General features: G+C 41.3%; 26 protein-coding genes and 3 pseudogenes. 17 read left to right on the top strand and 12 right to left on the bottom strand.

Annotated elements, in window-relative coordinates:
* Positions 1–3 precede the first annotated feature (3 nt).
* Positions 4–604: pseudogene (locus Xind_RS10450) on the top strand (IS1 family transposase).
* Here Xind_RS10450 and Xind_RS10445 read toward each other — a convergent pair.
* Both Xind_RS10445 and Xind_RS10440 read right to left on the bottom strand, forming a co-directional pair.
* Positions 597–954: pseudogene (locus Xind_RS10445) on the bottom strand (Arm DNA-binding domain-containing protein); the annotation flags it as partial. The pseudogenes Xind_RS10450 and Xind_RS10445 sit on opposite strands and share 8 nt — an antisense overlap.
* A gap of 187 nt (positions 955–1,141) precedes the next feature.
* Complete coding sequence (locus Xind_RS10440; RefSeq protein WP_047682795.1) at positions 1,142–2,005, bottom strand: YicC/YloC family endoribonuclease; 864 nt, start codon at positions 2,003–2,005, stop codon at positions 1,142–1,144.
* 139 nt (positions 2,006–2,144) lie between these two features.
* Here Xind_RS10440 and rph point away from each other — a divergent pair, with 139 nt between their 5' ends.
* Together rph and pyrE are read left to right on the top strand one after the other, a co-directional pair.
* Complete coding sequence (gene rph, locus Xind_RS10435; protein WP_047682820.1) at positions 2,145–2,906, top strand: ribonuclease PH; 762 nt, start codon at positions 2,145–2,147, stop codon at positions 2,904–2,906.
* Between the two features lie 84 nt (positions 2,907–2,990).
* Entirely contained in the window at positions 2,991–3,632 is a 642-nt protein-coding gene (pyrE, locus tag Xind_RS10430) for an orotate phosphoribosyltransferase (protein ID WP_047682793.1), read from the top strand.
* Positions 3,633–3,901: 269 nt separating this feature from the next.
* On the opposite strand, the gene slmA is transcribed toward pyrE, so the two are convergent.
* The 3 genes from slmA to coaBC form a co-directional block, all read right to left on the bottom strand.
* The gene (gene slmA, locus Xind_RS10425; RefSeq protein WP_187650029.1) at positions 3,902–4,501 is read right to left on the bottom strand and encodes a nucleoid occlusion factor SlmA; all 600 of its coding nucleotides are present in this window, start codon (positions 4,499–4,501) and stop codon (positions 3,902–3,904) included.
* A gap of 154 nt (positions 4,502–4,655) precedes the next feature.
* Positions 4,656–5,114: a dUTP diphosphatase gene (gene dut, locus Xind_RS10420; RefSeq protein ID WP_047682787.1), complete on the bottom strand. Its 459-nt coding sequence runs from the start codon at positions 5,112–5,114 to the stop codon at positions 4,656–4,658.
* The gene (coaBC, locus tag Xind_RS10415) at positions 5,092–6,321 is read right to left on the bottom strand and encodes a bifunctional phosphopantothenoylcysteine decarboxylase/phosphopantothenate--cysteine ligase CoaBC (RefSeq protein WP_187650028.1); all 1,230 of its coding nucleotides are present in this window, start codon (positions 6,319–6,321) and stop codon (positions 5,092–5,094) included. The genes dut and coaBC overlap by 23 nt, the downstream gene beginning before the upstream one ends.
* A gap of 256 nt (positions 6,322–6,577) precedes the next feature.
* Here coaBC and radC point away from each other — a divergent pair, with 256 nt between their 5' ends.
* The 7 genes from radC (at position 6,578) to Xind_RS10380 (ending at position 12,709) form a co-directional block, all read left to right on the top strand.
* Positions 6,578–7,270 carry a RadC family protein gene (radC, locus tag Xind_RS10410; protein WP_047682781.1) on the top strand — a complete coding sequence of 231 codons (693 nt, stop codon included), beginning with the start codon at positions 6,578–6,580 and terminating at the stop codon, positions 7,268–7,270.
* 262 nt (positions 7,271–7,532) lie between these two features.
* Positions 7,533–7,769, top strand: a complete 237-nt coding sequence (gene rpmB / locus Xind_RS10405) for a 50S ribosomal protein L28 (protein ID WP_038239873.1) — start codon at positions 7,533–7,535, stop codon at positions 7,767–7,769.
* Between the two features lie 11 nt (positions 7,770–7,780).
* Positions 7,781–7,948, top strand: coding sequence for a 50S ribosomal protein L33 (gene rpmG, locus Xind_RS10400; RefSeq protein WP_010847629.1), 168 nt, complete (start codon positions 7,781–7,783; stop codon positions 7,946–7,948).
* Positions 7,949–8,113: 165 nt separating this feature from the next.
* A complete protein-coding gene (locus tag Xind_RS10395; RefSeq protein ID WP_047682777.1) occupies positions 8,114–9,226 on the top strand; it encodes a glycosyltransferase family 4 protein in 1,113 nt (370 codons plus the stop codon).
* 198 nt (positions 9,227–9,424) lie between these two features.
* Positions 9,425–10,414, top strand: a complete 990-nt coding sequence (locus Xind_RS10390; protein ID WP_047682774.1) for a glycosyltransferase family 9 protein — start codon at positions 9,425–9,427, stop codon at positions 10,412–10,414.
* A gap of 16 nt (positions 10,415–10,430) precedes the next feature.
* Positions 10,431–11,537, top strand: a complete 1,107-nt coding sequence (locus tag Xind_RS10385) for a glycosyltransferase family 4 protein (RefSeq protein WP_047682772.1) — start codon at positions 10,431–10,433, stop codon at positions 11,535–11,537.
* Positions 11,534–12,709 (top strand): glycosyltransferase family 4 protein, encoded by a 1,176-nt coding sequence (locus tag Xind_RS10380; RefSeq protein ID WP_047682770.1) that lies wholly within the window; start codon positions 11,534–11,536, stop codon positions 12,707–12,709. Before Xind_RS10385 ends, Xind_RS10380 begins: the two co-directional genes overlap by 4 nt.
* Before the next feature lie 68 nt (positions 12,710–12,777).
* Here Xind_RS10380 and rfaL read toward each other — a convergent pair whose 3' ends face one another.
* Complete coding sequence (gene rfaL / locus Xind_RS10375; protein ID WP_187650027.1) at positions 12,778–14,040, bottom strand: O-antigen ligase RfaL; 1,263 nt, start codon at positions 14,038–14,040, stop codon at positions 12,778–12,780.
* Positions 14,041–14,154: 114 nt separating this feature from the next.
* Here rfaL and mutM point away from each other — a divergent pair, with 114 nt between their 5' ends.
* Complete coding sequence (gene mutM, locus Xind_RS10370) at positions 14,155–14,964, top strand: bifunctional DNA-formamidopyrimidine glycosylase/DNA-(apurinic or apyrimidinic site) lyase (protein ID WP_187650026.1); 810 nt, start codon at positions 14,155–14,157, stop codon at positions 14,962–14,964.
* A gap of 36 nt (positions 14,965–15,000) precedes the next feature.
* On the opposite strand, the gene coaD is transcribed toward mutM, so the two are convergent.
* The 3 genes from coaD to waaA are packed head-to-tail and all read right to left on the bottom strand — an operon-like array spanning position 15,001 to position 17,533.
* Positions 15,001–15,483 (bottom strand): pantetheine-phosphate adenylyltransferase, encoded by a 483-nt coding sequence (gene coaD, locus Xind_RS10365; RefSeq protein ID WP_187650025.1) that lies wholly within the window; start codon positions 15,481–15,483, stop codon positions 15,001–15,003.
* The gene (locus Xind_RS10360; protein WP_187650024.1) at positions 15,480–16,256 is read right to left on the bottom strand and encodes a glycosyltransferase family 2 protein; all 777 of its coding nucleotides are present in this window, start codon (positions 16,254–16,256) and stop codon (positions 15,480–15,482) included. Before Xind_RS10360 ends, coaD begins: the two co-directional genes overlap by 4 nt.
* On the bottom strand, positions 16,256–17,533 hold the full coding sequence (gene waaA, locus Xind_RS10355) for a lipid IV(A) 3-deoxy-D-manno-octulosonic acid transferase (RefSeq protein ID WP_187650023.1): 1,278 nt from the start codon (positions 17,531–17,533) through the stop codon (positions 16,256–16,258). The genes Xind_RS10360 and waaA overlap by 1 nt, the downstream gene beginning before the upstream one ends.
* A gap of 246 nt (positions 17,534–17,779) precedes the next feature.
* On the opposite strand from waaA, the pseudogene Xind_RS10350 reads away from it, so the two are divergent.
* From Xind_RS10350 to Xind_RS10325, 6 genes and pseudogenes are all read left to right on the top strand, one after another.
* Positions 17,780–18,022: pseudogene (locus Xind_RS10350) on the top strand (glycosyltransferase family 9 protein); the annotation flags it as partial.
* Positions 18,019–19,149 carry a glycosyltransferase family 4 protein gene (locus tag Xind_RS10345; RefSeq protein WP_187650021.1) on the top strand — a complete coding sequence of 377 codons (1,131 nt, stop codon included), beginning with the start codon at positions 18,019–18,021 and terminating at the stop codon, positions 19,147–19,149. The pseudogene Xind_RS10350 and the gene Xind_RS10345, both read left to right, overlap by 4 nt.
* Positions 19,146–20,249: a glycosyltransferase gene (locus tag Xind_RS10340; RefSeq protein WP_187650020.1), complete on the top strand. Its 1,104-nt coding sequence runs from the start codon at positions 19,146–19,148 to the stop codon at positions 20,247–20,249. The genes Xind_RS10345 and Xind_RS10340 overlap by 4 nt, the downstream gene beginning before the upstream one ends.
* Positions 20,250–20,280: 31 nt before the next feature.
* Positions 20,281–21,381, top strand: a complete 1,101-nt coding sequence (locus Xind_RS10335) for a glycosyltransferase family 9 protein (RefSeq protein ID WP_246432508.1) — start codon at positions 20,281–20,283, stop codon at positions 21,379–21,381.
* Between the two features lie 36 nt (positions 21,382–21,417).
* On the top strand, positions 21,418–22,383 hold the full coding sequence (locus Xind_RS10330) for a polysaccharide deacetylase family protein (protein ID WP_187650019.1): 966 nt from the start codon (positions 21,418–21,420) through the stop codon (positions 22,381–22,383).
* 97 nt (positions 22,384–22,480) lie between these two features.
* Complete coding sequence (locus tag Xind_RS10325; RefSeq protein WP_187650018.1) at positions 22,481–23,371, top strand: GNAT family N-acetyltransferase; 891 nt, start codon at positions 22,481–22,483, stop codon at positions 23,369–23,371.
* Here Xind_RS10325 and rfaC read toward each other — a convergent pair.
* From rfaC to rfaD, 3 genes are read right to left on the bottom strand one after another with little or no spacing between them, the layout of a single operon-like run.
* Complete coding sequence (rfaC, locus tag Xind_RS10320; protein ID WP_187650017.1) at positions 23,351–24,328, bottom strand: lipopolysaccharide heptosyltransferase RfaC; 978 nt, start codon at positions 24,326–24,328, stop codon at positions 23,351–23,353. The two genes, Xind_RS10325 and rfaC, sit on opposite strands and share 21 nt — an antisense overlap.
* Positions 24,328–25,380: an ADP-heptose--LPS heptosyltransferase RfaF gene (gene rfaF / locus Xind_RS10315; protein WP_187650016.1), complete on the bottom strand. Its 1,053-nt coding sequence runs from the start codon at positions 25,378–25,380 to the stop codon at positions 24,328–24,330. Before rfaF ends, rfaC begins: the two co-directional genes overlap by 1 nt.
* A gap of 9 nt (positions 25,381–25,389) precedes the next feature.
* Positions 25,390–26,328: an ADP-glyceromanno-heptose 6-epimerase gene (gene rfaD / locus Xind_RS10310; RefSeq protein ID WP_187650015.1), complete on the bottom strand. Its 939-nt coding sequence runs from the start codon at positions 26,326–26,328 to the stop codon at positions 25,390–25,392.
* Positions 26,329–26,490 lie beyond the last annotated feature (162 nt).

Genomic DNA, 26,490 nt, shown 5'->3' with positions numbered 1-26,490 from the left:
GATATGGCTAAAGTGGATGTGGTTTGCCGTTACCGTCACAAAGCGGAAGCGGTGAAAGGACATGGAAAAGGGCGTAATGGGCATCCGCGTTATCACTGCTATGCCTACCAAAACCTTTCAACTGAATTACACCTATCAAGCCTGTAATCCCGGAATGAAAGAGCAGATTGTTGATATAGTAATGAATAACTCTGGTGTTAGAGATACCGCTCGTGTTCTGAAAATTGGCATTAACACGGTCATTCGCACATTAAAAAGCTCACGCCAAGAAACGTAACCACACTGCCGCTGGCGGGAAGTGACATTCAGATTATCTGTGAAATAGACGAGCAATGGGCATTTGTCGGTAGCAAGAAGAATCAGCGCTGGCTCTGGTACGCCTGGGAACCTTGTATGAAACGGATAGTGGCGCATGTGTTTGGTGGTCGCAGCAGGAAAACACCTCACCGGAAAGAAATTTACCCAACGTATCGAGAGAACCAATCTCACCCTCTGTATCCGCCTAAAAAGGCTGAATCGAAAAACGATAGGTTATTCCAAATCCGAAAAGATGCACGATAAAGTGATAGGAACGTTCATTGAAACAGAATACTACTTTTTCTAAACGATCTAACTATTGAGTTCATGACCTTGATAGCGTTCTTTTCAGCCTCAATCTTTGCCAGTGCTTTGGCTTTACTTTCTTGTTTTTCGCTAGCAACGTCATAGCCCAAAGCAACCCGCTCTGATAGCTCTCTGGTAAATTCGTTCTCTTGCTTTTGATAGTGATAGATCAATGTATGAACCTAAAGTTATCACTCTTGGCATACCTGCAAACTTATACCTAAAACGCCATATAGGGTGCTTAAAGGTTTTTCGATAGCATAGATATAGCCCGTTACCGTCCGCTTTCCCTTCGAATCTTTCGCCCGACTTTATCCACGCTCTGATCTCTTTATCTGTGAGCTTAGGCATTGTGCAATCTCCAATGAAAAAAGTAAGGTGTACCCAAAATGATTTTATAAATGTGCTATGGGTACACCTTTGGGTACACGATAGTCATGCGCTATTGTGAATCTTTGTGCAACATTCTGATAGAATAAAAGCCATTAATAACTTGTATTATATGGCTTTTTGATATTTTGTGAGTTTTTATGAAACACTATTCAATATTTTGAATCTGTTCTCTCATCTGCTCAATCAACACTTTTAATTCAATCGCAGAATTAGTCACATCCGCATTAATTGATTTTGATGCCAATGTATTCGATTCGCGGTTAAATTCCTGCATCATAAAATCGAGGCGGCGGCCGACAGCTTCTTTCTTTTTCAGAATATTACGAGTTTCTTTGACATGAGCATCCAAGCGATCCAGCTCTTCTGCCACATCAATACGTTGAGCCAATAAGATCAACTCTTGCTCAAGACGGTTATTTTCCAACTGAATCTGGGCTTCTTCCAACTTGGTTTGTAACCGTTCACGTTGCCATTGCAGGATGGCTGGCATCTGTACACGGACCTTGCTGACTTCCTCAGTTACGGCATCCAAACGTTGTTCAATCAGTGCGTTAAGCGCTTGGCCTTCAGTTTCTCGGCTTTGGATAAAGGCATCCAGCGCCATATCGAGTTCTGCAAGCAATTGTGTGCTGATGGCATCCAGATCTTGTTCTTCGGCAGCCATTACACCCGGCCAGCGCAGAATATCTACAGGGTTAATTTCCCCTTCATTGCTCAGTTGTTTAATCCAGCCTGCTGCTTCAACAAGTTGTTTGGCCAGATTTTCATTAAGAATCAGTGTACCCTGAGCGCGGATATCCAGCTCAAAACGTAGGTTACATTCCACTTTGCCGCGAGTCAGACGGGAACGGATACGCTCACGGATGACTGGTTCCAGACTTCTGAATTGCTCTGGCAGACGAATATAAGTTTCCAGGTAACGTTGATTGACAGAGCGCAATTCCCAGGCTGCATTTCCCCAATCTCCCTTGATATCTCGCCGCGCAAAAGCGGTCATGCTACGGATCATAACTCATTCCCAATTTATAAAATGATGAATGATTATAACGTTCCAGGCAGATGCAGGATAGGCATTCGCCACGTTAGGCCGTATAATGCGCCCCCAATAAAGTATTAACAGCGGAGAGAACACTATGAGCCTGGTAGGAATGCGTCCGGCAGGAAGAGCGGCAGGGCAGGTTCGTCCTATTAAAATAACCCGTCATTACACTAAACACGCAGAAGGTTCTGTGTTGATTGAGTTCGGGGACACCAAAGTGTTATGTAATGCCTCCGTTGAAGAAGGAATTCCACGTTTTTTGAAAGGTCAGGGGCAGGGTTGGATCACGGCAGAATATGGTATGTTGCCACGAGCGACAAATACCCGTAACGCCCGTGAAGCCGCTAAAGGCAAGCAAACTGGTCGTACGATGGAAATTCAGCGTCTGATCGCTCGCTCACTGCGCGCTGCCGTAGATTTGAAAAAACTGGGTGAATATACCATCACGTTAGATTGTGATGTCATTCAGGCAGATGGAGGCACGCGTACCGCCGCTATTTCCGGCGCATGTGTAGCTTTGGTAGATGCGCTGGATAAGCTGGTTGCTAATGGCAAACTGAAAGAAAGCCCGTTGAAATCAATGGTAGCCGCAGTTTCTGTTGGTATCGTTGATGGAGAGGGGCGTTGTGACTTAGAGTATGTAGAAGATTCTGCGGCTGAGACTGATATGAATGTTGTCATGATGGATGATGGACGAATGATTGAAGTTCAGGGCACGGCAGAAGGTGAACCGTTTAGTCATGATGAATTGCTGTCATTACTCTCCCTTGCGAAAGAAGGATTGGCAACTATTTTTGCCGCGCAGCGAGATGCGCTAACGCAATGTTTTCCAAAAGAAGATTCTCTAAAACAAGATGAATTGAAAAAATAAATGGATCAGGCGGCTGAAGAGTCGCCTTTTTTATGTCTGAGATAATGGCGATAAGAATCAAATGATGCACAAGAGGAGAACCCCATGAAAGCCTATCAGCGCGAATTTATTGAACTGGCACTGGAAAAACAGGTGCTGAAATTTGGCGAATTTACGCTGAAATCCGGTCGTCAGAGTCCGTATTTTTTCAACGCAGGGTTATTTAACACCGGACGTGATTTGGCATTGCTTGGCCGTTTTTATGCTGCGGCATTGCAGGATAGCGGTATTCAATGCGATTTGCTATTTGGACCAGCTTATAAAGGTATTCCAATTGCAACTACAACCGCAGTGGCGTTGGCGGAACATCACGATATTGATATGCCTTATTGTTTTAACCGTAAGGAGGTAAAAGATCATGGGGAAGGAGGAACACTGGTTGGCAGCCCATTACAAGGAAGAGTTGTGGTAGTTGATGATGTGATCACAGCAGGAACCGCTATTCGTGAATCAATGGAAATTATCAAACAACATGGTGCAACGTTGTCTGGCGTTATTTTGTGTCTGGATCGTCAGGAGCGTGGACGGGAAACACTTTCGGCTATCCAGGAAGTTGAGCGTGATTATCACTGCAAGGTCTTCTCTATCATTACCTTGAATGATTTGATTACCTATCTGCGTGAAAACCCAGAAATGCAGTCTTATTTAGAGGCGGTGGAAACTTACCGCAGAGAATACGGTATTTGATAGTTCGTTCTGGTTGATTGCTCTGTAAAAATTACAGACTAAAAAAATCCCTCGCCCAATGGTGGGCGGGGTGAGTAGTAGAAATGACATCCCGCAGATAATGTGGAAGGAATGTCATTACTGAGCGATTAGGTAGTCAACTCAGCTAGCCAAAGCATGTTAACACAAATTTATACAAAAAACGTTAGTGAAAAACGCATGTTATTATTTCCATATCCTGTCATGAAAAGATCCCAGAATAAAAAATGTGCGTAACAGGTTTGGGAAATTTATTGTAGTTGGGTCAATATCAAGGGCCAGCGTATTTCAAATTCTTTCGTCGGTCGATAGCGGAACTCAGAGCGAACAAAACGAGAGAGCATGCCTTCACAAAAAGCCAGTAATTGTGATGCTAATATAGTTTCGTCATAACTGAACCCTTGTCCATCCCGTATTTTTTTCTCTTTTAAGATTTGGCGAAGCTGTACTTCAATACGCTCAAACAGTTGGTTGATACGGTTTTGTAATCTGTCTTGTTCAAACATCAGGGCATGGCCTGTCATGATACGGGTTAAACCTGGATTTTTTTCTGCAAAGCCCAAAATGAGGATCAGGATTAACCGAATTCGAGGAATGGTCTCTTTTTCATCTTGCAAAATCAGGTTGATGCGAGAAATTAAAGAGTCTTCAATAAACTCAATCAGGCTATCAAACATCCGGGTTTTGCTTGGAAAATGACGATAAAGTGCAGCTTCAGAAACTCCAACGTTGGCGGCAAGTTTTGCAGTTGTAATACGCTGGCTGCCATCGCTGGATTCAAGCATATGTGCCAGTGCCTGCAAGATTTCTTCACGTCTGTTTTTCTTTTTTGTACGTTCTTTTTCTGCCATGTGTGGTAAACCCCTGCTAAGACAGCAAAACAAATCCAGCGATACCCTTTATCTTCCAAGTCAAGACTTGAAAGATAAAGGGTATACATTTTGCCCATGTTGATGATGGGCAAAAATATAAAAGTTGGTTGACGGTATCAGGCTTTATGGAAAGTTATTGACGACCAGAATGACCAAAACCACCAGCTCCACGTTCTGTGCTCTCAAAATCTTCAACCAAATTAAATTCAGCCTGTACAACGGGCACAAAAACCATTTGGGCAATACGTTCGCCCGGTTCGATGGTGAATGTCTTATCACCACGGTTCCAAACAGAAATCATCAGTTGCCCTTGATAATCAGAGTCGATGAGCCCTACCAGATTACCAAGCACTACACCATGTTTATGACCCAAACCTGAGCGGGGAAGAATGACCGCAGCCAATTGTTCATCCGCGATATGGATAGCAATCCCTGTTGGCAGAAGTTCGGTCTGGCCAGGTGCCAGTTCCACTGCGTTATCCAGACAAGCACGTAAATCTAAGCCCGCAGAACCAGGAGTAGCGTAGGTCGGTAAAGGAAATTCTTGCCCGATGCGGGGATCAAGGATTTTAACGTCGATTTTTTTCATCATAGCGTTTGAATATCTCGTCTAATAAGCGGTGGCTGAGTTGTAATTTATTACTGTGCGGTAAGTTAATGCTGCCATCATGCCAGAACAGATGTAATGCATTAGTATCACTGTTGAAGCCATGTTCAGCCAGAGATACATTATTCGCACAAATCAAGTCCAGATTCTTCTGCTTGAGTTTTACGCGGGCGTATTCTTCCACATTCTGGGTTTCGGCTGCAAATCCAACGACAAAGGGACGATGTTTTTCCATTGCTGCAACATTCGCTACGATGTCAGGATTTTTGACTAATGTATAGGTGATTTCATCACCCTGTTTTTTGATTTTTTCATCTGATATCTGCTTGAAACGGTAATCAGAGACGGCAGCACAGCCGATGAAAATATGTTGTGAAGCTGCGATTGCTTGTACTTGCTCGTGCATTTCCAATGCGCTGGTTACGTCAATACGTTTGACATTTTGAGGCGTAGTCAGATTGACAGGGCCTGCAATCAGTGTGACTTTAGCTCCACGTTCTGCGGCTGCCTGTGCGATGGAGAATCCCATTTTACCGGAGCTATGGTTGGTAATAAAACGGACAGGATCTAAGGCTTCACGAGTTGGCCCGGCTGTAATTGTTATTTGCAGGCCCATTAAATCTTGAATAGGGTTAAAAAGTTGCGTTGCCAGTTCGACAATCGCCATAGGTTCAATCATTCTTCCCGGCCCTACGTCGCCACAGGCTTGGCTTCCCTCATCCGGCCCCCAAATCAACACATTACGTTCTCTCAGTATATTGAGGTTATGTTGGGTGGCTTGTGCACGGTACATTTGCTGGTTCATCGCAGGAACGACCGCCAGGGGGGCTACTGAAGCTAAACAGATAGTTGTGACTAAATCGTTTGCCATACCAATACTTAACCGAGCTAATAGATCTGCCGTCGCAGGAGCGAGAATAATCAAGTCAGCCCATTTTGCCAGCTCAATATGCCCCATCGCCGCTTCTGCTGCCGGGTCTAAAAGATCGTCAGAAACCGGGTAACCTGATACAGCCTGTAATGTCAATGGGGTAATAAAAGCTTCTGCTGCCGGAGTCATCACGACGCGTACCTGAGCACCATAATCACGTAAACGCCGTACTAACTCTGCTGTTTTATAAGCGGCGATACCTCCACTGATGCCGAGCACGATATGCTTACCAGAAAGCCCTTTACCGGAAAGTTCTGCCATTCTGATTGTCCACCTGTAAGTTACAATTACTCAAGATTCTATCATAAGAAAATAGAGTGTTGAGCATATGGCGTTGAGAGCTCTTGTTCTGTCGCTGAGAAATACTAAGTTTGCGAAGCGCTACGCAAACCATACGCACAAGACTGGCGGTGATTTTTTCATCATGGGATATTGATGATGTGGATATTAAAGCCATAGGGTGTCATCTTCATGGCTGTTAGCCAGCCAGCAAAAGATATTTAAGGGAGGAAGTAGAATGGATATCACAATAGTGGAAAAAGACGATGAATTGCATTCAGATCTTGCTCCCCGAGAGAAATTGCTGGCGTATGGTGCGGTTGCTCTGACGGATGCGGAGTTGTTGGCCATATTTTTACGCACAGGGGCTAGAGGTGTGCCTGTTGTAAAAATGGCGGAACATCTGCTGCAATCATTTGGCTCATTATATCACTTGCTTTCTGCCGATTATGCTGATTTTTGTGCGCATAAAGGCATGGGTGTGTGCAAATATGTTCAGTTACAGGCGGTGTCTGAATTGGCAAGGCGTTTTTTCTCCAGCCAATTTATCCATGAAGATGTTATGAGCAGCCCTGCCGCGACTCAACGTTATTTGCAGGATTTATTGTCTTGGCAGGATCGGGAAGTTTTTGTCGTGCTGTTTTTGACAAATCAGAATAAAGTGATTTGTCATGATGAGATGTTCAAGGGAACAATAAACAAAGTTGAAGTCCATCCGCGTGAAATCGTAAGACAGGCGGTTAAAGTTAATGCAGCATCTATTATTCTTGCCCATAATCACCCTTCCGGTAATCCAGAACCTAGTCTGGCAGATAAACTGGTGACAGAAAAAATCATTGATGCGTGTAATTTAGTCGGTGTTAAGGTTTTGGATCATATTGTCATAGGCAAACAATATTGCGTTTCTTTTATGGAAAGAGGTTGGATTTAATACGGTTTTTTCACGAACCGGTCAGATCTTAGTTGTGCGGGACTTGAGCATCAGCGAATGAGGGCGTATACTACGCCACCTTTGAGGATCTTGGGCTTGGCGAGAAGAGCCTATCTCAGTGAGTTTTTGGCTGAGAAAATGTGATTCTTTTCAGTAACGTTCTTTATCAGTAAAGAAAATTTGCTGAGATGGGCTCCTAAGCCTGACGAGGCGGCCATACCCAATACAAAGCTCGAGCTGATTTGATTTTTGGAGAATAGACATGTCCCGAGTCTGCCAAGTTACTGGCAAGCGCCCTGTGAGTGGTAACAACCGCTCTCACGCATTAAATGCGACCAAGCGTCGTTTTCTGCCTAACCTGCACTCTCACCGTTTCTGGGTTGAGTCTGAGAAGCGTTTTGTAACTCTGCGTGTATCTGCTAAAGGTATGCGTGTGATTGACAAAAAGGGTATCGATACAGTTCTTGCTGAACTGCGTGCCCGTGGTGAGAAATACTAAGGAGCTGAAAAATGGCTAAAGGTATTCGCGATAAAATTAAACTGGTTTCTTCTGCTGGTACTGGTCACTTTTATACCACTACGAAGAACAAGCGTACTATGCCTGAAAAACTGGAAATGAAAAAATTTGATCCAGTTGTTCGTCAGCATGTAATGTACAAAGAAGCTAAAATCAAATAATTTTAGTGAATTTAAAAAACCCAGCGAAAGCTGGGTTTTTTATACCTAAAATACACCAATCCCTCCTTAATCTTAAACTTGGTTATCGGTTACCCGTGAACGTAATATGACGTTCAGTTATACTAACGCTTTTTGATATATGAACTGTCAGGCGTGGCTCAGAAAATGACTAGAAAAACCTTGAATATCTTACATACGGAATCGTCGCGTGGTTGGGGAGGGCAAGAGATTCGTATTCTGACGGAATCTCAGGGGATGATGCGTCGTGGGCATCATGTTGTTATCATTTGTTGCCCAACTTCGACACTTTACCGTGAAGCTCACCATTATGGTGTTCCTGTCGTTGCGTTGCCAATTGAAAAAAAACGTCTTTCATGCTTTATGGCAATGCGCCGTTGGTTGAAGGCTGAAGGCCATCGGTTTGATATCATTAACACTCACAGTTCTACTGATTCTTGGCTGGTAGCTGCGGCATGTTCCACATTAAGGGGAATGCCACCAATAGTTCGAACCCGTCATGTTTCCACCAATGTTTCAACCTCCATAGCGACCCGCTGGCTCTATTTGAAATCCTGCCAGCACATTGTGACAACAGGGGAGAAGTTGCGCCAATATCTCCATACGAATAATGGCTATCCGCTATCTCATATGACATCTGTACCGACAGGTATCGACTTGACACGTTTTAAGCCTGAAAATAAACAACTGTGCCGCCAGCGTATTGGAATTGCAGATAAACCGACTCTGGGTATTGTGGCGACAATGAGAACCTGGAAAGGGCATCGTTACCTGTTGGATAGCTGGAAAATACTTCATCAACGCTATCCTGATTGGCAATTACTGTTTGTTGGAGATGGCCCACAACGAAAAAATCTTGAGCCCAGGGTTAAATTAGAAGGACTGACGGATAGTGTCATTTTTCTTGGTAATCGTCAGGATGTTCCGGACTGTTTAAATGCGATGGATATTTTTGCATTGCCTTCGTTTGGAAATGAAGGGGTCCCACAAGGTATCATGCAGGCAATGGCGTGCGGATTACCCGTGGTCTCTACATCAGTGGGCGCTATCTCTGAAGCTGTGATTGATGATGAAACAGGCTATGTTATTGAACCTAAATGTATTGAACAACTAACTGAAAAATTAGATCTGTTAATGAGAAATGCAGATGTACGTTTGCAGATGGGAAATGCTTCATTTAAACGAGCCACACGTTTGTTCAGTATGGATAATATGTTAGATAAAATGGAGTCTATTTTTGTTGTTAGTGATAATCATTAGTGGGAGATCGTATTGTTTTGCTCTCATATTACCATTTTATCTAATATGTGACTAATATACTATAAGTGAAATAGAACAAATGAAATAAAACTCTTGTTTGGCTTTTGTATGGAACAATCTATTCAATATGTCCTAAATAACTTTGATGTATGTTCTCTTGAGTTGGTCTCTGAGTGGATAATTTTATAATTCATTATTATGCAACCTAAAAACATTTTGATTATCAATATTGCACGTTTTGGTGACACGTTACTTGTAACACCGGTAATTCGGGCTTTAAAGTTAAACTGGCCAGAAGCCAATATTGATGTATTGGCGCATAAAAGAACAAAAGAGATCCTTGAGAATATTGATGAAATCAATTCAATAAATGTTTTTTCAAAAGGAAAAGCGAAGTGGGTTAGTTGGTTTTCTCGTCAGAGTTATGATTTGGCATTAGTATATAATCATGATAAACCTTTACTACAATATGCCAGACGAAAAGCAAATCGGGTTGTTTGCTTTTCTGATACATCCCGCAAAACCCCAAATGAATTGCTTATAGAAAAACCCCAAAAACTTATGCAGGCTCAGCAGGAAAGGGCATTGTTAGCTAATGCGTTAGGGATTGAGATTTATGATTGGCGGTTGCAGTATTGTGTGAGTCAAAATGAAGCAGAATATGCGAGTTCTTTTCTCCGGCATTATGGGTTGGAAGATAAACTAAGGATTGGTTTTCAACTACAAAGTTTTCCTGCGAAAGCTTACCGTGATTGGCCTGTAGAATCTTTTTATGAGTTAGCCCAGCGTATTTATGCTCGTTATCCTGCTGCCCACATTTTACTGTTGGGTAGCCAGGATGGGGCGGCAGCGGCAGAAAGATTATCTGAAATGTTGGGAGTACAGAGATGTACATCTCTGGCGGGTAAAACGACGATGCGCCAAAATGCGGCGATTATGAGCCAACTTAATTTGTATGTTGGTGTTGATACCGGGACGACACATTTGGCAGGAGCATTAGGGATCCCAATGGTTGCCATGTACCATAGTTTCCATCCTGGTCGTTTTCTTGCTCCACAACAGCATGCAAAATTGGCTGTGATTGAACATCCAATAGATTATCAACAGGCAACCCGTCAAGATAACATGTCAGACATATCAGTAGAACAAGTCTGGGATTCAGTGAAAAAAATACTAGAAGTTCAATAAAAGGATAATAAAAACGATGAAAATAGGATTTATTGATGTCACCGTTACCATGTCCTATGGTGGTATTCAAACGGCGGTCTGGGAGCTGGCTAAAGCTTTAACAGATGCAGGACATGAGATCCATATTTTCGGCGGAATAGGTGATATCAGGCCTGAGTTGAAGGATCGGAATATCTGTGTGCATACTTTCCCATTTATCCCCAGAGAACGAGTAATCAATATTGGCCGTCGTTTTCAACGTATTGTTGAACGCTACTCATTTGCCCGTCATGCCCGTGAAACAGTGATTGCTGAAAATTTCGACTGGGTAATATTGACTAAGCCTTTTGATTTCTTCTGGCCCAGAATGATGCCAACCAACTCCCATACTAAGTTTTGCTATATGAGTGGGGGAACCAGCTTTTTTAAAGGTGACAGAATATTAGGGAAAAAAATATCGGCATGGGTTGCTTGCAGCCATTTTAATGCTTGGCAGATCCAGCATCATTTCAAACAATTTCCAAATGTTATCTATAATGGTGTAGATGTTGATAAGTTCAAACCTGCCAATTCTGATGTCCGCAGCCGGCTAGGGATTCATGAAAATACGTTTCTACTGACTTTTGCTGGTAGGTTAGTCGGATGGAAAGGCATGAAAATTGCTGTTGATGCGATGGACTTGTTACGTGATAAGGATGTAAAACTGTTAATTATTGGAGCAGGTGAAGAACTGAAACGGCTTGAAAAAAAAGCGGCGGAATTAAAGTTAGGACAATCAATTATTTTTCATCCTCCTGTTGGTCATGATCAGTTACCTGAGTTTTATGCTGCCGGGGATGCAGGGATCTTCCCAAGCATTGGTGATGAAGCATTTGGTATTACTATTGCGGAGGCAATGGCATGTGAGCGACCTGTCATTGCCAGTTATATTGGTGGTATACCTGAAGTGGTAGGAAATGAGAATCAGTCCGGCATTCTGGTGACGCCCGGTGATGCAGAAGCTATTGCTGGAGCTGTTAATCATCTCTTGTCTTTACCAGACAGAGGAAAAGGAATGGGTAAACATGCTCGTCAGAGAATTGAAATGATGTATACCTGGGAGCATTCGGCGGGCCGTTTATTGGATACGATAAAAAAGTCATGAAGATTGCTTATATTGATCCCTATCCTGTACCTGATTTTCGTGTTGCTTCACTGCAAATTTTGCAGAATGTGGATGCTTTTGCCCGTCAGGGTCATCAAGTCAGCCTGATTACACCAGCGGGTCAAAATGGTGTAGAGGAGATCCTTGGTAGAAAGTTGCCAACATCTGTTGCATTGATCGCTTTACGCGATGTGCGCCGTAAGTGGTATTTCCCCATCAATACGCAAAAATTATTTTATTTTCAGGTTTCCCGTTGGTTGCAAGAACATCAGGTCGATGCCATTTTTACTCGTAATATTAAAATGGCAAATTATCTCTTGCATAAGCATCCTGATATTCCACACTTCTTTGAAAGTCATGAAATTTTTTCTCAGTCTTTTAAAGAGTCCCATGACTTGAATAAACGGGCTAATAAGCGCAAATATTCTAGGCTCAGACAAATTGAACAACAGGTTTATCATCGTGCCCGGACTGTTTTTGTTCTGACTTCATTACTACGTGACGATATTTATACAGAATATGGGGTTAAAACCCCGATTATCGTTGCACCTGACGGTGTTGATTTGTTAGCCGTTGAAGCGACAAAGATGACATCTTCGGGCAAGCAATACCAGAAAGGAGAAACAACACAGGTATTGTATTTAGGTAGTTTGCATCGCTGGAAAGGCGTACCTACTGCGATGAAGTCTATGTGTCACCTTAATAATGTTGTATTGAATATTGCTGGTGGAAATAGCACGCAGATTGAACAACTCAAATCTGTAGCTCAACAAATTGGCGTAAGTGATCGGGTTAATTTTCTGGGGTTTGTCCATCCTAAAAACCGTTTCCAAGTCATTGCAGATAATGATATTTGCATCCTGCCATTGACAAAAACCAGTATTGGCAGCCGCTATACTTCCCCTCTTAAACTTTTTGAATATATGGCGATGGGCAAACCCGTTGTTATTTCTGATCTTCCTTCCATTCGTGATGCGGTTGATGAAAACGCGGTCAGCTTTGCAGACAGTGAAAATGCGACAAGTTTCGCACAACAGATTCAACTACTGATTGATAACCCGACTGAAATAATGGCTAAAGCAGAACACTCTCAGAGATTAGTCGCGGAGCAATTTAATTGGGATCAACGGGCAAAGTTGATTATGCAAGTGATAGAAAAAAATCTGTTTTGATAAATGAAAGTCAAATAATGGGACACCAGCCCGTCTCATTTATTGGATATGGGCTGGTGTATCTGAAATTAGTGGTTTTTCTGTGCTATTCTGGTTTCTTTTTGGGCGCTATATAGGGCGATCATTAATCCCAATAAGATACCTATTTCATTAATATAAGCATTTTCAAACATCCCCCTGACGATAAAAATACCAATAAATGCGGCAAGCATAATGATACCCGCTTGTCGGATTATGCCACTATTTTGACGTATGATTTGGCTTCCGGTAAATATTGCTGAGAATGTCATTAATAGTGTGGTTATTAGACCCAGGACGCCACCGGCAAACCAAAGCGATAAAAATACATTATGTGGTCCAATCGAAGTTCTGTATGTCCAGTCAGGATAATCGGCAACACGACTATTATAAACTTGGTGATATACCTGATTACCGAAACCATAACCTTTGACAGGGTTTTCCATAATCAACTGCCACGCAGAGCCTTGGGTTCCATTACTATAGCGGTGGCTGCTATCAGTTTGGGTAAGCTTATAAAGCAGTAATTTTGTGGCAGGATTCGATGCTGCCGACCAATGAGTGATCCCGGCCAATAATGCCAGACATATTGCAGCAGCAATGGTGATTTTCCATTCTCTATTAATCACAATAATAAACACTGTGGCTGCTACAATCGCAACCCAGGCACCACGAGAAAGTGTTCCAAGCAATAAGAATAGGCTGATGGCTGAAGCGATAAGCAACAATAACCAACTCAGTAAAGAATGTTTTTTCCATAATGCCCAAGTACATAACAACACAGGAAAATAGAAAATAAATCCGTATGAAAACTCCCGATGATTATAATTAGTAAATGGCATTTCACCTGTTGAATCGTAATTGATAATGTATTTCGCGAGATCGGTCAGTGAAATAGCTAACATACCAATAATAAAAGCAATCAAGATCATTTTTGCAATGTGTTGTTTACTTTCCTGATAGAGCACAATGGGAAGTGTGAAACTAAACAGCAACAGGCCATTTAAGATAGGCTTATTCATCTCTTTGAAACTCAATGCAGGATCAATCGAAATTCCAATAGAGTAGAACATTGCCAGTATAAATAGCAAAATGGATAAGAAGAGAGAATTTCTCAGTGAGTTTACTACTTGACGAAAATCCGTTACCAGATAACACAGTGCTGTTATGCAGATCAGGATCATGACAAGATTTTTATATCTTGTAATATCTGGCAGATAAACAAGAATAATGTACAGTCCAATAATAGATAAGTTCCACAGGGACTTTTTATTTTCGATTATGTTTAGCCTATTTCTGATATCAAGAAGCATGGTGCGGCCTATTCTTTCAACGATTTTGACTGGATTTAGCTATAAATAATACATGAAAACGGTCTCGTAATCTGCTAAATAGGATGCTGTAGATCGTTTATTCAAGGAGTCAGTATGCCGGAATTACCAGAGGTTGAAACCAGTCGCAGAGGAATTGAGCCACATTTAGCTGGTAATGTGATTCAATATGTTGAGGTAAGGAATTCGCGTTTGCGCTGGCCTGTTTCTGAACAGATCATGACATTATCAGATCAACCAGTGCTCAGTGTGCAGCGTCGGGCAAAGTATTTGTTGCTCGAATTGGCTGATGGATGGATTATTGTCCATCTTGGAATGTCCGGTAGCTTACGTGTCTTATTGCATGAATCTCCTCCTGCAAAACATGATCATATCGACCTGGTGATGACAGACGGTAAAATTCTCCGCTATACGGATCCACGGCGTTTCGGAGCCTGGCTATGGAGCGATGATCTTGAGAAATGTTCTGTACTGGCTCATTTGGGCCCTGAGCCCTTGTCTAATGTATTTGATGGCTCATACCTATACACGCTTTCGCGTAATAAGAAAACGGCTATTAAGCCTTGGTTGATGGATAACAAAGTGGTTGTTGGTGTTGGCAATATTTATGCCAATGAAGCTTTGTATGTGGCTCATATCTTGCCTGAGCGCCCTGCTCATTCCCTGACACAGGAAGAGGCATATCTATTAGCAGATACGATAAAGCAGATTTTACGTCGTTCTATTGAACAAGGGGGGACTACGCTGAAAGATTTTCTGCAATCTGATGGAAAACCGGGGTATTTCGCGCAGGAATTATTTGTTTATGGCAAAAAAGGCGAGCTTTGCCCAATGTGCGGAGAAAAAATAGAGAGTATAAAATTAGGGCAGCGCAGTACGTTTTTTTGTCGGCAGTGCCAGCATTAATTGTATCTTTGGGGGCTGAATTGCCCCCGACGAGTATTATTTACCTAATTTTCTTAACATTGCCAGAGCAACAGGCTCTGGCAGGAATGATGAAACATCACCATCATGACGAGCAACGTCTTTGATTAAGGATGATGAGACAAAAGACAGACTTTGAGAGGGCAACAGGAAGACACTTTCCAACTCAGACATAAAATGTCGATTCATATTGGCGAGTTGCCATTCATATTCAAAATCAGAAACTGAACGTACTCCACGAATTAAGATCGTCGCCTGTTGTTTTTTAGCAAAATTAGCCATCAACTCACTGAATCCTGCAACCTCAACATTATCCAAATGAGCAGTGACTTTTTTGGCTAATGTGACACGTTCTTCAAGGTTGAACATAGGGTTTTTTCTATCACTACTGGCAATGGCAAGTAAAACATGATCAAACATATTTGCAGCGCGGGTCACTATATCGAGATGACCATAGGTAATAGGATCAAATGTACCGGGGTAAATGGCTTTTTTTTTCATTGTCTTTGACTCTCTGCTTGGGTCAGCTCCCAGAGTGCTGCATATTTATTGAAGGTGTATTGAGCATTGACAATCGCTAACATTAGCCCTTGTTTACCATCAAGGAAACCCGCTCTTAACAGCCATGTTTTGAAAAATGCACCCAGTGTGTGGCTGATAATGGAAGAATAACGGGCTGTTTTACCCTGTTTGTAGCGATGTTTGGCCCAATCTTTCGCATAATTCAATTGTTTCTGCTGGAATTCCATCAGATTGCGGCAGGTTAAATGACGTAAATCACCTTTCAATGTCACAATATGGGCGCCTTGGGTATCCAGTGATTCATGAACCTGATTATCGTTATATTGATAACGTTCACGGCAATAGAGACGAATGACTTTATCAGGATACCAGCCGCTGTGCTTCATAAACCGGTGCATGAATAAATTAAGGCGTGCACAGGCATAGACTTTATTGTCGTTGGGATTTTCCAGAACTTGTTCAATTGAAGCTTTTAACTCAGGAGTGACTCGCTCATCTGTATCAATCATGAAAATGTAATCACTACTGGCATAGGATTGTGCGAGTTGCCGCTGAGGGCCAAAACCAGGCCACTGAGTATTCGTGTAAACTTTGGCTCCCATTTCTTTAGCGATTTGACAGGTTGCATCAGTACTACCAGCATCCAGAACGATAATTTCATCTGCCCAGTCTACAGATAGCAGGCAATCACCAATCAAGTCGGCGGCATTTTTGGCAATCATGACGATGGATAGACGTTTTCTCGTGCTCATCAATGGCTCCGTGGTGGGAGATAAGGTTCCAGTAATTTTAACAATCGTTGCAGTGCGCCCTGATTCTCGTGTAGGACTTCCGCGGCATGACGACCGTAATAAAGGCGATAATCTTCATCCGTCAGCAGGCTATTGACAGCGGTACTTAAAGATTGGCTATCTGTCACAGTAATAAGCCCATCAGCTTTATTCAGCTTGGCACAGATATCCTTAAAATTGAAAGTGTGTGGCCCCATAATGACAGGGATCGCATGAGCCGCAGCTTCCAGTGGATTATGACCACCACGTTCGATTAAGCTGCCTCCGACAAAGGCTAGATCTGCAATACCGTACAGTAGCATGAGTTCACCCATAGTATCACCAATAACAACCTGGACATTAGCATCGGGTATGGTAGCAGAACTCCTTAATACTGAACTTAGCCCAGCTTTTTGAGTTAATTCTTCCGCTTTAGCAAAACGTTCAGGATGGCGGGGAACCAAAATCAGCAATAAATCGGGATGTTGTTTCAATAAATTTCGATGCGCATCCAGTATGATAGTTTCTTCACCATCATGGGTACTGGTTGCAATCCATACAGGCCGATGTGCAGCCCATTGACGACGCAGAGTCACCGCCTTAGCGGCCAATTCAGGTGTAACAGAAATATCGAATTTAAGACTGCCTGTGACAGCCAGTTGGGTACGTTTCAGCCCTAATTCAATAAAACGTTCGCCATCTTCCTGATTTTGTGCAGCGATCAACGTGATTTTGTTTAAAATGGCTTTAATAAAACTATTAATTTTCTGATATCCGGCGGCGGAACGGGCTGAAAGCCTTGCATTGGCAATAACCAGCGGTATACCACGTTGGTGTAATTGGGCTATCAAATTAGGCCATAGCTCAGTTTCCATAATAATCATTAATTTGGGGTTGACGTTATCAAGGAAACGACTCATAGAGCCAGGCAAATCATACGGTAGGTAAACGTGGTTAACATCATCTCCTAGTGCGGAAAGTACCCTTTCGGAGCCAGTTGGCGTCATGGTTGTTACAGTAATTGGCAGAAAAGGATAGTGATGCCGTAAAATCCTGACGAGAGGAATAGCAGCTAATGTCTCTCCAACCGAAACCGAATGGAGTAATATCCCTCCTGGAGTAACTTTTTGGGCACAAAAACCATAGCGTTCACCCCAGCGCTTACGGTATGCCGGAGACTTACGGCTGCGCAGTAATAAGCGCAACCAGATAATAGGTTGGATAAGGTAGAGAAGTACCTGATATAAGCGAAGCAACATTCTATCAAATTCACTAAAATAGATTGCGGCTATAGTATCACATTGGCTTGAAGAAAGTGTGCAAAATGCAGATAAGTTGTTCGTATTTCCTTAAAAAGAGTATGCCTATTTTATGGCAAGTATTGGAAATCGAAGATACGATCTGGTCATTAATTTAGCCTATCAGTGAAGTAGCGCTTTGATTTCTCTATTTACAGATTCTGTTACAGGTTCTGTACAACTTATAGGATTGGATTCCCTAAAATTATTGGCGTTGATTCTGTTCCTGTGCCTATGGCTGCTGCATTAAAAACACTTTGTATTGCGTTAATGGGGCCATCTAAGATGATCTTTTGGCGCCCATGTCAGGGCAATGGGGAAGTGATCTGGGCAGGAAATTACGGTAAATTACCGGACCCTGATGAAATTGATATTAAAACAGATAATCGCTATTTAAGTTTGATCCCGACAGATGTTGTGATTAAAACGGCTCGGAGATATTTATCATGAAACCTGTTCGTCTTGCCATTGTTCGGCAAAAATATCGCCCTGATGGTGGTGCTGAACGTTTCATTTCCAGAGCTTTAGAAGCATTGGGTAATGAAAATCTACAATTAAATGTTATTACCCGCTCTTGGCAGGGAAGCATAAATCCAAACTGGCATGTGCACTTGGCCAATCCGTTGAAATGGGGACGCATTAGCCGTGAGAAGGGGTTTGCTGATGCATCCAGAACTCTTTGGCAAAAGGAACAATTCGATATCGTCCAAAGTCATGAACGAATAGCGGGATGTGATATTTATCGGGCTGGTGATGGCGTACATCAGCGGTGGTTGCAGCAAAGATCAAGAATCCTGCCAGCTTGGAAAAGTAAACTGCTTTTTGTCAGCCGTTACCATCGTTATGTCATGGATGCGGAGAAGAGAATGTATTTGTCTCCAGAGTTGAAGAAAGTTATCTGTAACTCTGAGATGGTCAAACAGGAAGTTATGGAAGATTTTGAGCTACCAGAAGAGAAAATTTCTGTGATTTATAATGCTATTGACCAGTCACAGTTTTTTCCTGCCGGAGAAGAGGAACGAATTGTGTTGCGACAGCAATATGCCATCCCAGCACGAGCTAAATGTCTGGTATATGTTGGGTCAGGTTTTGAAAGAAAAGGGCTGAAAGCCGCAATTAAAGCAATTAGTAAGACGGAAGCGTATCTATTGGTGATCGGGCAGGACAAGGAAGAAAATAAATATAAACAACTTGCTCATTCTCTTGGTTGCTATACTCGCATTAGGTTTCTAGGTGTACAAAAAAAGACGCTGCCATTTTATCAAATGGCTGATGGTTTATTACTACCGACATTATATGATCCTTTCCCGAATGTCATACTGGAAGCAATGGCATGTCGCTTACCAGTTATAACCAGTAAAACCTGTGGAGGAGCTGAGTTCATTGATTCGGGAGTAAATGGCTTTGTCTGTGATGCTTTGGATATAACGGGATTATCTGAAAGAATTTCCTTAATACCTTCGGATCATTTGACCAGTAAGATCGCTATGTCAGCAAAAGAAAAGATAACGGGTTATACTCCGGCTTATTTATCTCAGCAGCTTACTGAACTGTATAGCAAGGTGCTTTCTTTATGAAAGGGCATATCCTGTTTATCATTGATGGATTGCCGGGTGGTGGTGCTGAAAATGTCGTAGTTCGCCTGTGCCGTGGATTGCAACAGAGGGGCTTTGATATCACATTATTATCATTGTCTGATAAATGCGAATATTCGATTCCTGAACATGTTGATTTGGTTATTGATGCTGATAAGTATGCAGGTCCTTTTAGAAGACAGACTGAAATTTTTCGTAGAGCGAAATCAATGGATAAGGTTTTGGAAAAAATCTTGCGGCAAAAAGGAATTCCTGCGCTGGTAATATCCAATTTACACAAAACCGATCGTATAGTTGCAAGGTCTAAAGTATTAGAAAATTTGAATGTATGGTTTTGTATTCATGGTGTATTTTCTAAATCTTACCTCGAAAATAAAACAGGTCTGGCACGTTGGCTTAAAAAGCATAAAATCCAGCGTGTTTATCAGAATCGTAATTTAATTTGTGTTTCTGATGCAGTTGGCTTGGATTTACAGGAAAATCTATCTGTTGCTGCCAGAAGAATGGTCACTATTTACAACCCATTCAACATAACTGAAATTAAATTGAATTCCTTAGAAAACAATCCATATTCAGGTCAAAATTATATTCTCCATCTTGGACGATTTCACGAGGTGAAACGTCATGATCGCTTGTTAGAAGCATTTGCCATGGCTGCTATTCCTTGCAACTTATTAATTGCTGGTCATGGCGATGAAGAAATGACTGATAAAATTAAACAGAAAATTGTGGAACTTGGTTTACAATCCAGAGTTAAGCTAATTGGGTTTTTAACAAATCCTTTACCCGTAATACGTGAAGCTAAAGCTGTTGTTCTGAGTTCAGATAGTGAAGGATTAGGTAATGTATTAATTGAGGCGTTGATCTGTCAGACTCCAGTTGTCAGCACAGATTGTCCTGGTGGAATCAGTGAAATTATGGTGGGGGAATTAGAACAATATAAATCAGAACTTACTTCAGAATCATTGGCAGAAAAAATGCGTTTGGTTTATCAGAATCCCCCTTTAATTACGGAAAAAATGTATAAGAAATTTGATTTGGATATTGTACTTGATGAGTATTTTTCCTTGATAAAGCAGTAAAATTTTTGATGTTATCCTTTGAGATGTTCTAATGACTGAAAAAAAATTTAAAAAATTACGTGAAATAAATAGAAGAAAAAATTATTTTTTCAAAAAAATAAGGTTTAGTATAGGTAAAATATTTATTGATAAATGGAAAAAAAGAGAATTTTCTCTTATAGGTGTCAAAAAGGTTCTTTTTTTACGAGATGATAATAAAATTGGTGACATGATTGTATCCACACCAGTTTTAAAAGCATTGTCTCAGCAAGGTTATGAATTACATGTATTATCAGGCCGAACTAATTATTGTGTGATAGAAAATAATCCACATATAGATAAGGTATATTTCTATCCTGATAAAAATACAGATATACTTAAGTTAGGATTGAAATTGAAACAGGAAAAGTATGATCTTATTATTGATATGGGTGATCAAATTCCTGTTATCTATCTTTTGTTTATAAGACTAATTAATTCTAATCATGTAATTGGGTTTAATAAAGATAAAATAAATATTTATAACAAAAACATAACTTATTTAGGTTATAATTTACATATTACAGAAAGATATAAATCTTTGATGAATCATATGGAGATTTATAATTATAATATGCAGTATGACATATATGTTCCTGATGGTATCAAGGATAAAGTGCGTGATTTTTACTCTCGTTTGCCAGGAGCGGTAACTGTTGTCATTAATCCCTTTGCTGCTGATGAAAGGAGAAATATTTCTAAAGAACAATTGATTGGAATAACTTCTCATATTGGTTATTCATATCAGTCAGTCAATATTATATTGATTGGTAGTCCTGAAAAAATAAGTATGATTTCATATTTAGATAACTGTATTTTCAACCCATTTTGCGATTTTCTCAGTGCTGTAGAAATAATAAAATATGCTGATTTGATTATTTCGCCAGATACCTCAATTGTACATGTTGCTGCTGCATATGAGAAAAATACAATCGCACTATATGGTAATGATAAGCATGGAAATTATATCAATAATGATGTATGGGGACCGGGAAATAAAAACGCTATCCAATTAGTTCAGAAAAATATTAATAGCAAAATCAGTGAAATGCCTCTAGAGGTTATCTTAGAAAAGATAGATGTCTTTTTGTCCTTGTATACTTTTACTGAGTAATAATATTTCATATTTCTGTAATAAGGTATCTTTCTTATGACCAAACCAGCATTCATCATCACAATTGATACTGAAGGTGATAACCTTTGGCAAAATAGCGATAAAATTTCTACCGAAAATACTCAATATCTGCCCAGGTTCCAAAGCCTTTGTGAACGTTTTGGATTCAAACCCGTCTGGCTAACAAACTATGAAATGGCGATAGATGATAGCTATATCGAATTTGCTAAGGATGTCATTGCCAGAAACACAGGTGAAATCGGTATGCATTTGCATGCCTGGAACAATCCACCTATTATTCCTCTGACTGATGATGATATGTGCTATAAGCCTTATCTGATTGAATATCCTAAAAATCAGATAAAGGCAAAAATTGATTTAATGACAAATCTTCTTGAAGAAAAACTTCAGACTAAGATGCTGAGTCACCGTGCTGGACGCTGGGCATTTAACGAATATTATGCGCAATTATTGGTCGAGTATGGTTATCAGGTAGATTGTTCTGTTACTCCGAAAGTTAACTGGCGTTTTACCAAGGGAGATCCGAATGGAAATGGCGGAACAGATTATAGCCGTTTTCCATCTCATGCTTATTTTATGAATTTGCAGAATATTGCTAAAGAAGGCAACTCTTCTTTATTACAAGTGCCAATGAGTATTCAGCATAAGCATTCTCCGATCATGAATTTTATTAAACAAAAATATGATCATTTGCGAGGCAAGCAACGTTCTCCATCGGTTAATTGGTTACGCCCAAAAGGTGGGAATTTGAAACAAATGAAAGCTGTCGTTCGGCAAACTTTGGCATCTGGTAATGATTATGTTGAATTTATGCTGCATTCATCCGAGTTTATGCCGGGAGGAAGCCCGACTTTTCAGACGGAAGAAAAAATTGAGTTGCTTTATCAAGACTTAGAAGAATTGTTTGAATTCTTGAAACCACGGGTTCATGGTATGACATTGTCGGAATTTTATGACTATAAAAATAATGCATTTTTATAATTAACGGTCATAACTATTATTGGAAATAAAAAATATTTTTTTATAAAGTTGTAAAAAAATTAACTTAATATTAAAAAGCCATTTTATGGAATAGGATATGGAAAAAGTAAAATCATTTTTTTGGGGATGGAAAAAATGTAATTTCGAACAATATAAAGAAGTTCACGCTCTTTTTGGCGGTTGTGTATTAACACATCCCAACATCGTCTCTTTTTTAAATAGGCATATTGAAGGTAACCCGCTCTCCTTCTATTTTAAAGAAAAAGGCACTGCCGTTAAGGGAGCTTGCTTCTTTGTTAAAAACCAAAAATTAGTAGAAAAAATCCAGGGCACCTATCCACTGCCTTATGATGAAGTGATTTTCCCTATCGCAGCCGATGCGAAGTTATTTTTACCTATAAAATCAAAGAGATTATCTCCTATTCATAAAAATAATTTTATAAATGCCAGCTATAAGCCTCCTTTTAGTAAGCGTCAAATCTGCCTGATTAAAGAGAATTTCTCCTACAAAACCCGCCGCAACCGCAAGAATGAGATAAACAAATTCACTCGCGCAGGCGGAGAAATTCGTCTTTCAAGTGAATTCAGCGCTGAAGAATTGGTTGATATTTACATCAATTTATACCAAAAGCGTTGGAATTATCGTCATTCGCCAAAAGAACGTCAGCGTTTGCTTGAGATATACACAGAGCTTCGAGAGCATATATTTGGTTACGTGTTACTTATTAATGGTTCACCTTGTGCGTATGATTTTGTATTACGTGCCGATAGTCCTAAATGGATTTCATTTGATGCTATTAATGGAGGATATGATCCTGAGTATGCACATCTCAGTGTTGGTAGCATTTTGATGTGGGTTAATATCCAGTCAGCAAAAGCATTATGTCAGGCAGCAGATAAGACTATGCGTTATTCGTTGGGTAATCCTACTCTTGAATATAAAAGCCGCTGGTGTGAGACCTTCCCACTAGGCAAGGTTCTTATTTAATATCTTTTGCAAGAACAGCATGACTTCTGCCGGAGTAATACTCTGCATCGTATTATCCACTGATTTTAAGGTATGCTGTTCTTTTCCATACCCGCCAATCAAGCCAGGATCTGTCGGGCCAAACAGCGTAATATTTGGACGATCCAGGGCGGCAGTGAGATGGCTTAATCCTGTATCAACAGATACCACCGCTTTTGTGCCAGCAAGAACTTGTGCGACTTCTGCTAATGTTAATTTTGGTAACACATCAACATGAGGAAAACCATCTGCCAGCCGTAATGCCCGCTGATATTCATATTCAGTTCCCCAGGGGAGCTTGATGCGCATACCCGTTGGTTGAATCTCTGCGATCAGTTGGCGCCAATGGTTTTCTGGCCAATGTTTCTCATCACGAGTGGTGGCATGCAGGAATACCAGATAATCATTTCCATTTTCTGATTGTTGGTTCAGAAAGTGGCGGGCGATAGAATAATCACCTGTTTCTGTAGGCTTTTGATAACCAAGACTCTCTGCAAACAATGCACGAATTCGTTCTACAGCATGTTGCTGTTTGCTCACAGAATGGTGTTGATCGTAGAAAAAGCTGGCGAGTGGCTCACGAATGCTTTTTTTGTCATAGCCATGTTTTGGACCATGGGCTAGGCGTGTCACTAAAAAAGCACTTTTTAACAGCCCTTGAGCATCAATAATTACATCATATTTTCGTTGCTGTAACTGTTCCCTGAAACGTGCGCGTTCTTCACGGATATCTTTCCTGAACCAATTTTTTCTCCAGCGACGAATGGCAACAGGGATAACATTTTCAACTGCACTGTGCCATGTGGGTATTTGGGCGAATCCCTCTTCAACGACCCAATCAAATTGAATAACCGGTATGTACTGCATGGCATCTGTCAGTGCAGGTAGAGTATGTAACACATCGCCCATTGAAGACGTTTTTACCAGTAAAACACGCATTAACTCTGGTTCTCCGTCTGTAAAAGTTTTTCCAATGAGGCTAAAACCTGTTCTGGTTGAATATCAATAAGACTCTGATGATAACCACCTGCGCTGTCACCTTTCCTGATTTTATGAAAACCCGTAATCAGACGGATTACTTCGGCTTTGTCCGATAGTGGAGGAGTGAAGTCAGGGCTACTTGGCCCATATAATGCCACCAGAGGGCGGTTCAGAGCTGCTGCGATATGCATCAAACCTGAGTCATTTGTAACAATGGCATCACACGCTGCGATAATATTGACTGCCTGTTCAAGGGAAGTTTGTCCTGCGAGATTAAGACAGTTTTCCCGTGCATCTTCACTTAGAAGTGCACGGATATCTTCACCAGCTTCATTATCCTTAGCTGAACCAAATAACAATATTTGATAACCCTTTTGAGTAATTAACTGTTCAGCCAATGCGGCGTAATGATAATGTGGCCAACGTTTAGCCGGGCCAAACTCCGCACCGGGGCAAAAACCGATAATCGGGCGATGATCGGCGATGTTAAAGGCTGTTGTTGATTCAGCAATGTCTTCGTCACTGACAGCTAACTGAGGCCATAGCAGGGGTTGGGAAAGATCTTCAGCACTGTGTACAGTTTTCCTGTCATAGGCGAGAGCAACATAGCGCTGAACCATGAGTGGAAAGGCACTTTTATTCAGGACGCGGATATCATTCAGGAAACCATAGCGCATTTCACCACGCCAGCCTGTACGCAGAGGGATATTGGCAAAGAAAGGCACCAAAGCAGATTTGAAGGAGTTGGGGAGTACGTAAGCGTGATCATATTCACTTTCACGCAGTGCCAGTCCTAAACGACGACGTTCACCAAGCGCAAGCGCTCCGTGTCCCAGCGGCATTGCCAGCGCCTGATTAACTTCCGGCATCTTTGCCAGTAACGGGCGGCACCACGCTGGTGCCATCACATCAATTTCTGCATTTGGGTACAAAACCTTCAAGGTGCGGTAGAGGCTTTGCGACATCATCATGTCACCCACCCACGATGGGCCGATCACCAATATCTTCATAGAAGTCGATTAATTATCCTGATTGAGCCATTGCATATATTCAGTAACGCCTTCAGCAACGGTTTTGAATGCGTTGTCATAACCTGCTGCGCGAAGTTTTGTCAGATCAGCCTGAGTAAAGCTCTGATAGCGACCTTTTAGCTTTTCTGGAAATTCAATGTATTCTACAGCAGGAGATTTTTCCTTATGGAATTCAGTAACAGCGTCAGCAACCGCCTGGAAAGATTCAGCTCGGCCTGTACCACAGTTAAAAATGCCGGAAACACTATTTTTCCAGAACCACAGGTTTACTGCTGCAACGTCGCCAACATAAATAAAATCGCGTTGGAAATGTTCGCTGCCTGCAAATAATTTCGGGTTCTGGCCTTGGTGGATCTGGGTGTTTAAATGGTAGGCGACACTGGCCATACTGCCTTTATGTCCTTCACGTGGCCCGTATACATTGAAATAACGGAAGCCGCAAATTTGAGAATCGGCATGTGGCAAAATATCGCGAACATACTGATCAAAAAGAAATTTTGAGTAGCCGTAAACATTGAGAGGTTTCTCATACTGGCGTTCTTCAATGAAATTATCACTGCGCCCACCATAAGTTGCGGCAGAAGAGGCGTATAGGAATGGGATCTGACGATCGAGGCAGTAATGCAATACATCTTTAGAGTACTGATAGTTATTGTCCATCATATACTTGCCATCCCATTCGGTTGTGGATGAACAAGCACCTTCATGGAAAATGGCATCAATATCGCCCAAATCATCACCTGCAACGATACTGGCAATGAAATCTTCCTTATCCATATAATCGCTGATATCTAAATCAACCAGATTAACGAACTTTGTACCGTCTTTCAGATTATCAACAACCAGAATATCCTTATAACCTTCGTCATTCAGTGCCTTGACAATATTGCTGCCAATAAACCCTGCGCCGCCAGTGACAATAATCATTTGGCCCACCTCTAACTAGTCAGTTCACTTTATTTTAATGCGTATCATATCACTTAACCCTACTAACGACAGCAGGTGAAATAGGGGAATATCCTGAAATCCTGCTGCATCGCAGTCTCAAGGCCGTGATCAGCTTTACAAAGTTGATATTATCTTTCTGGC

It is taken from the genome of Xenorhabdus indica (assembly GCF_014467235.1).
Taxonomy (GTDB): Bacteria; Pseudomonadota; Gammaproteobacteria; order Enterobacterales; family Enterobacteriaceae; genus Xenorhabdus; species Xenorhabdus indica.
The sequence above is the reverse complement of the archived record's forward strand: the minus strand, read 5'-3'. Positions and strand labels throughout refer to the sequence as shown.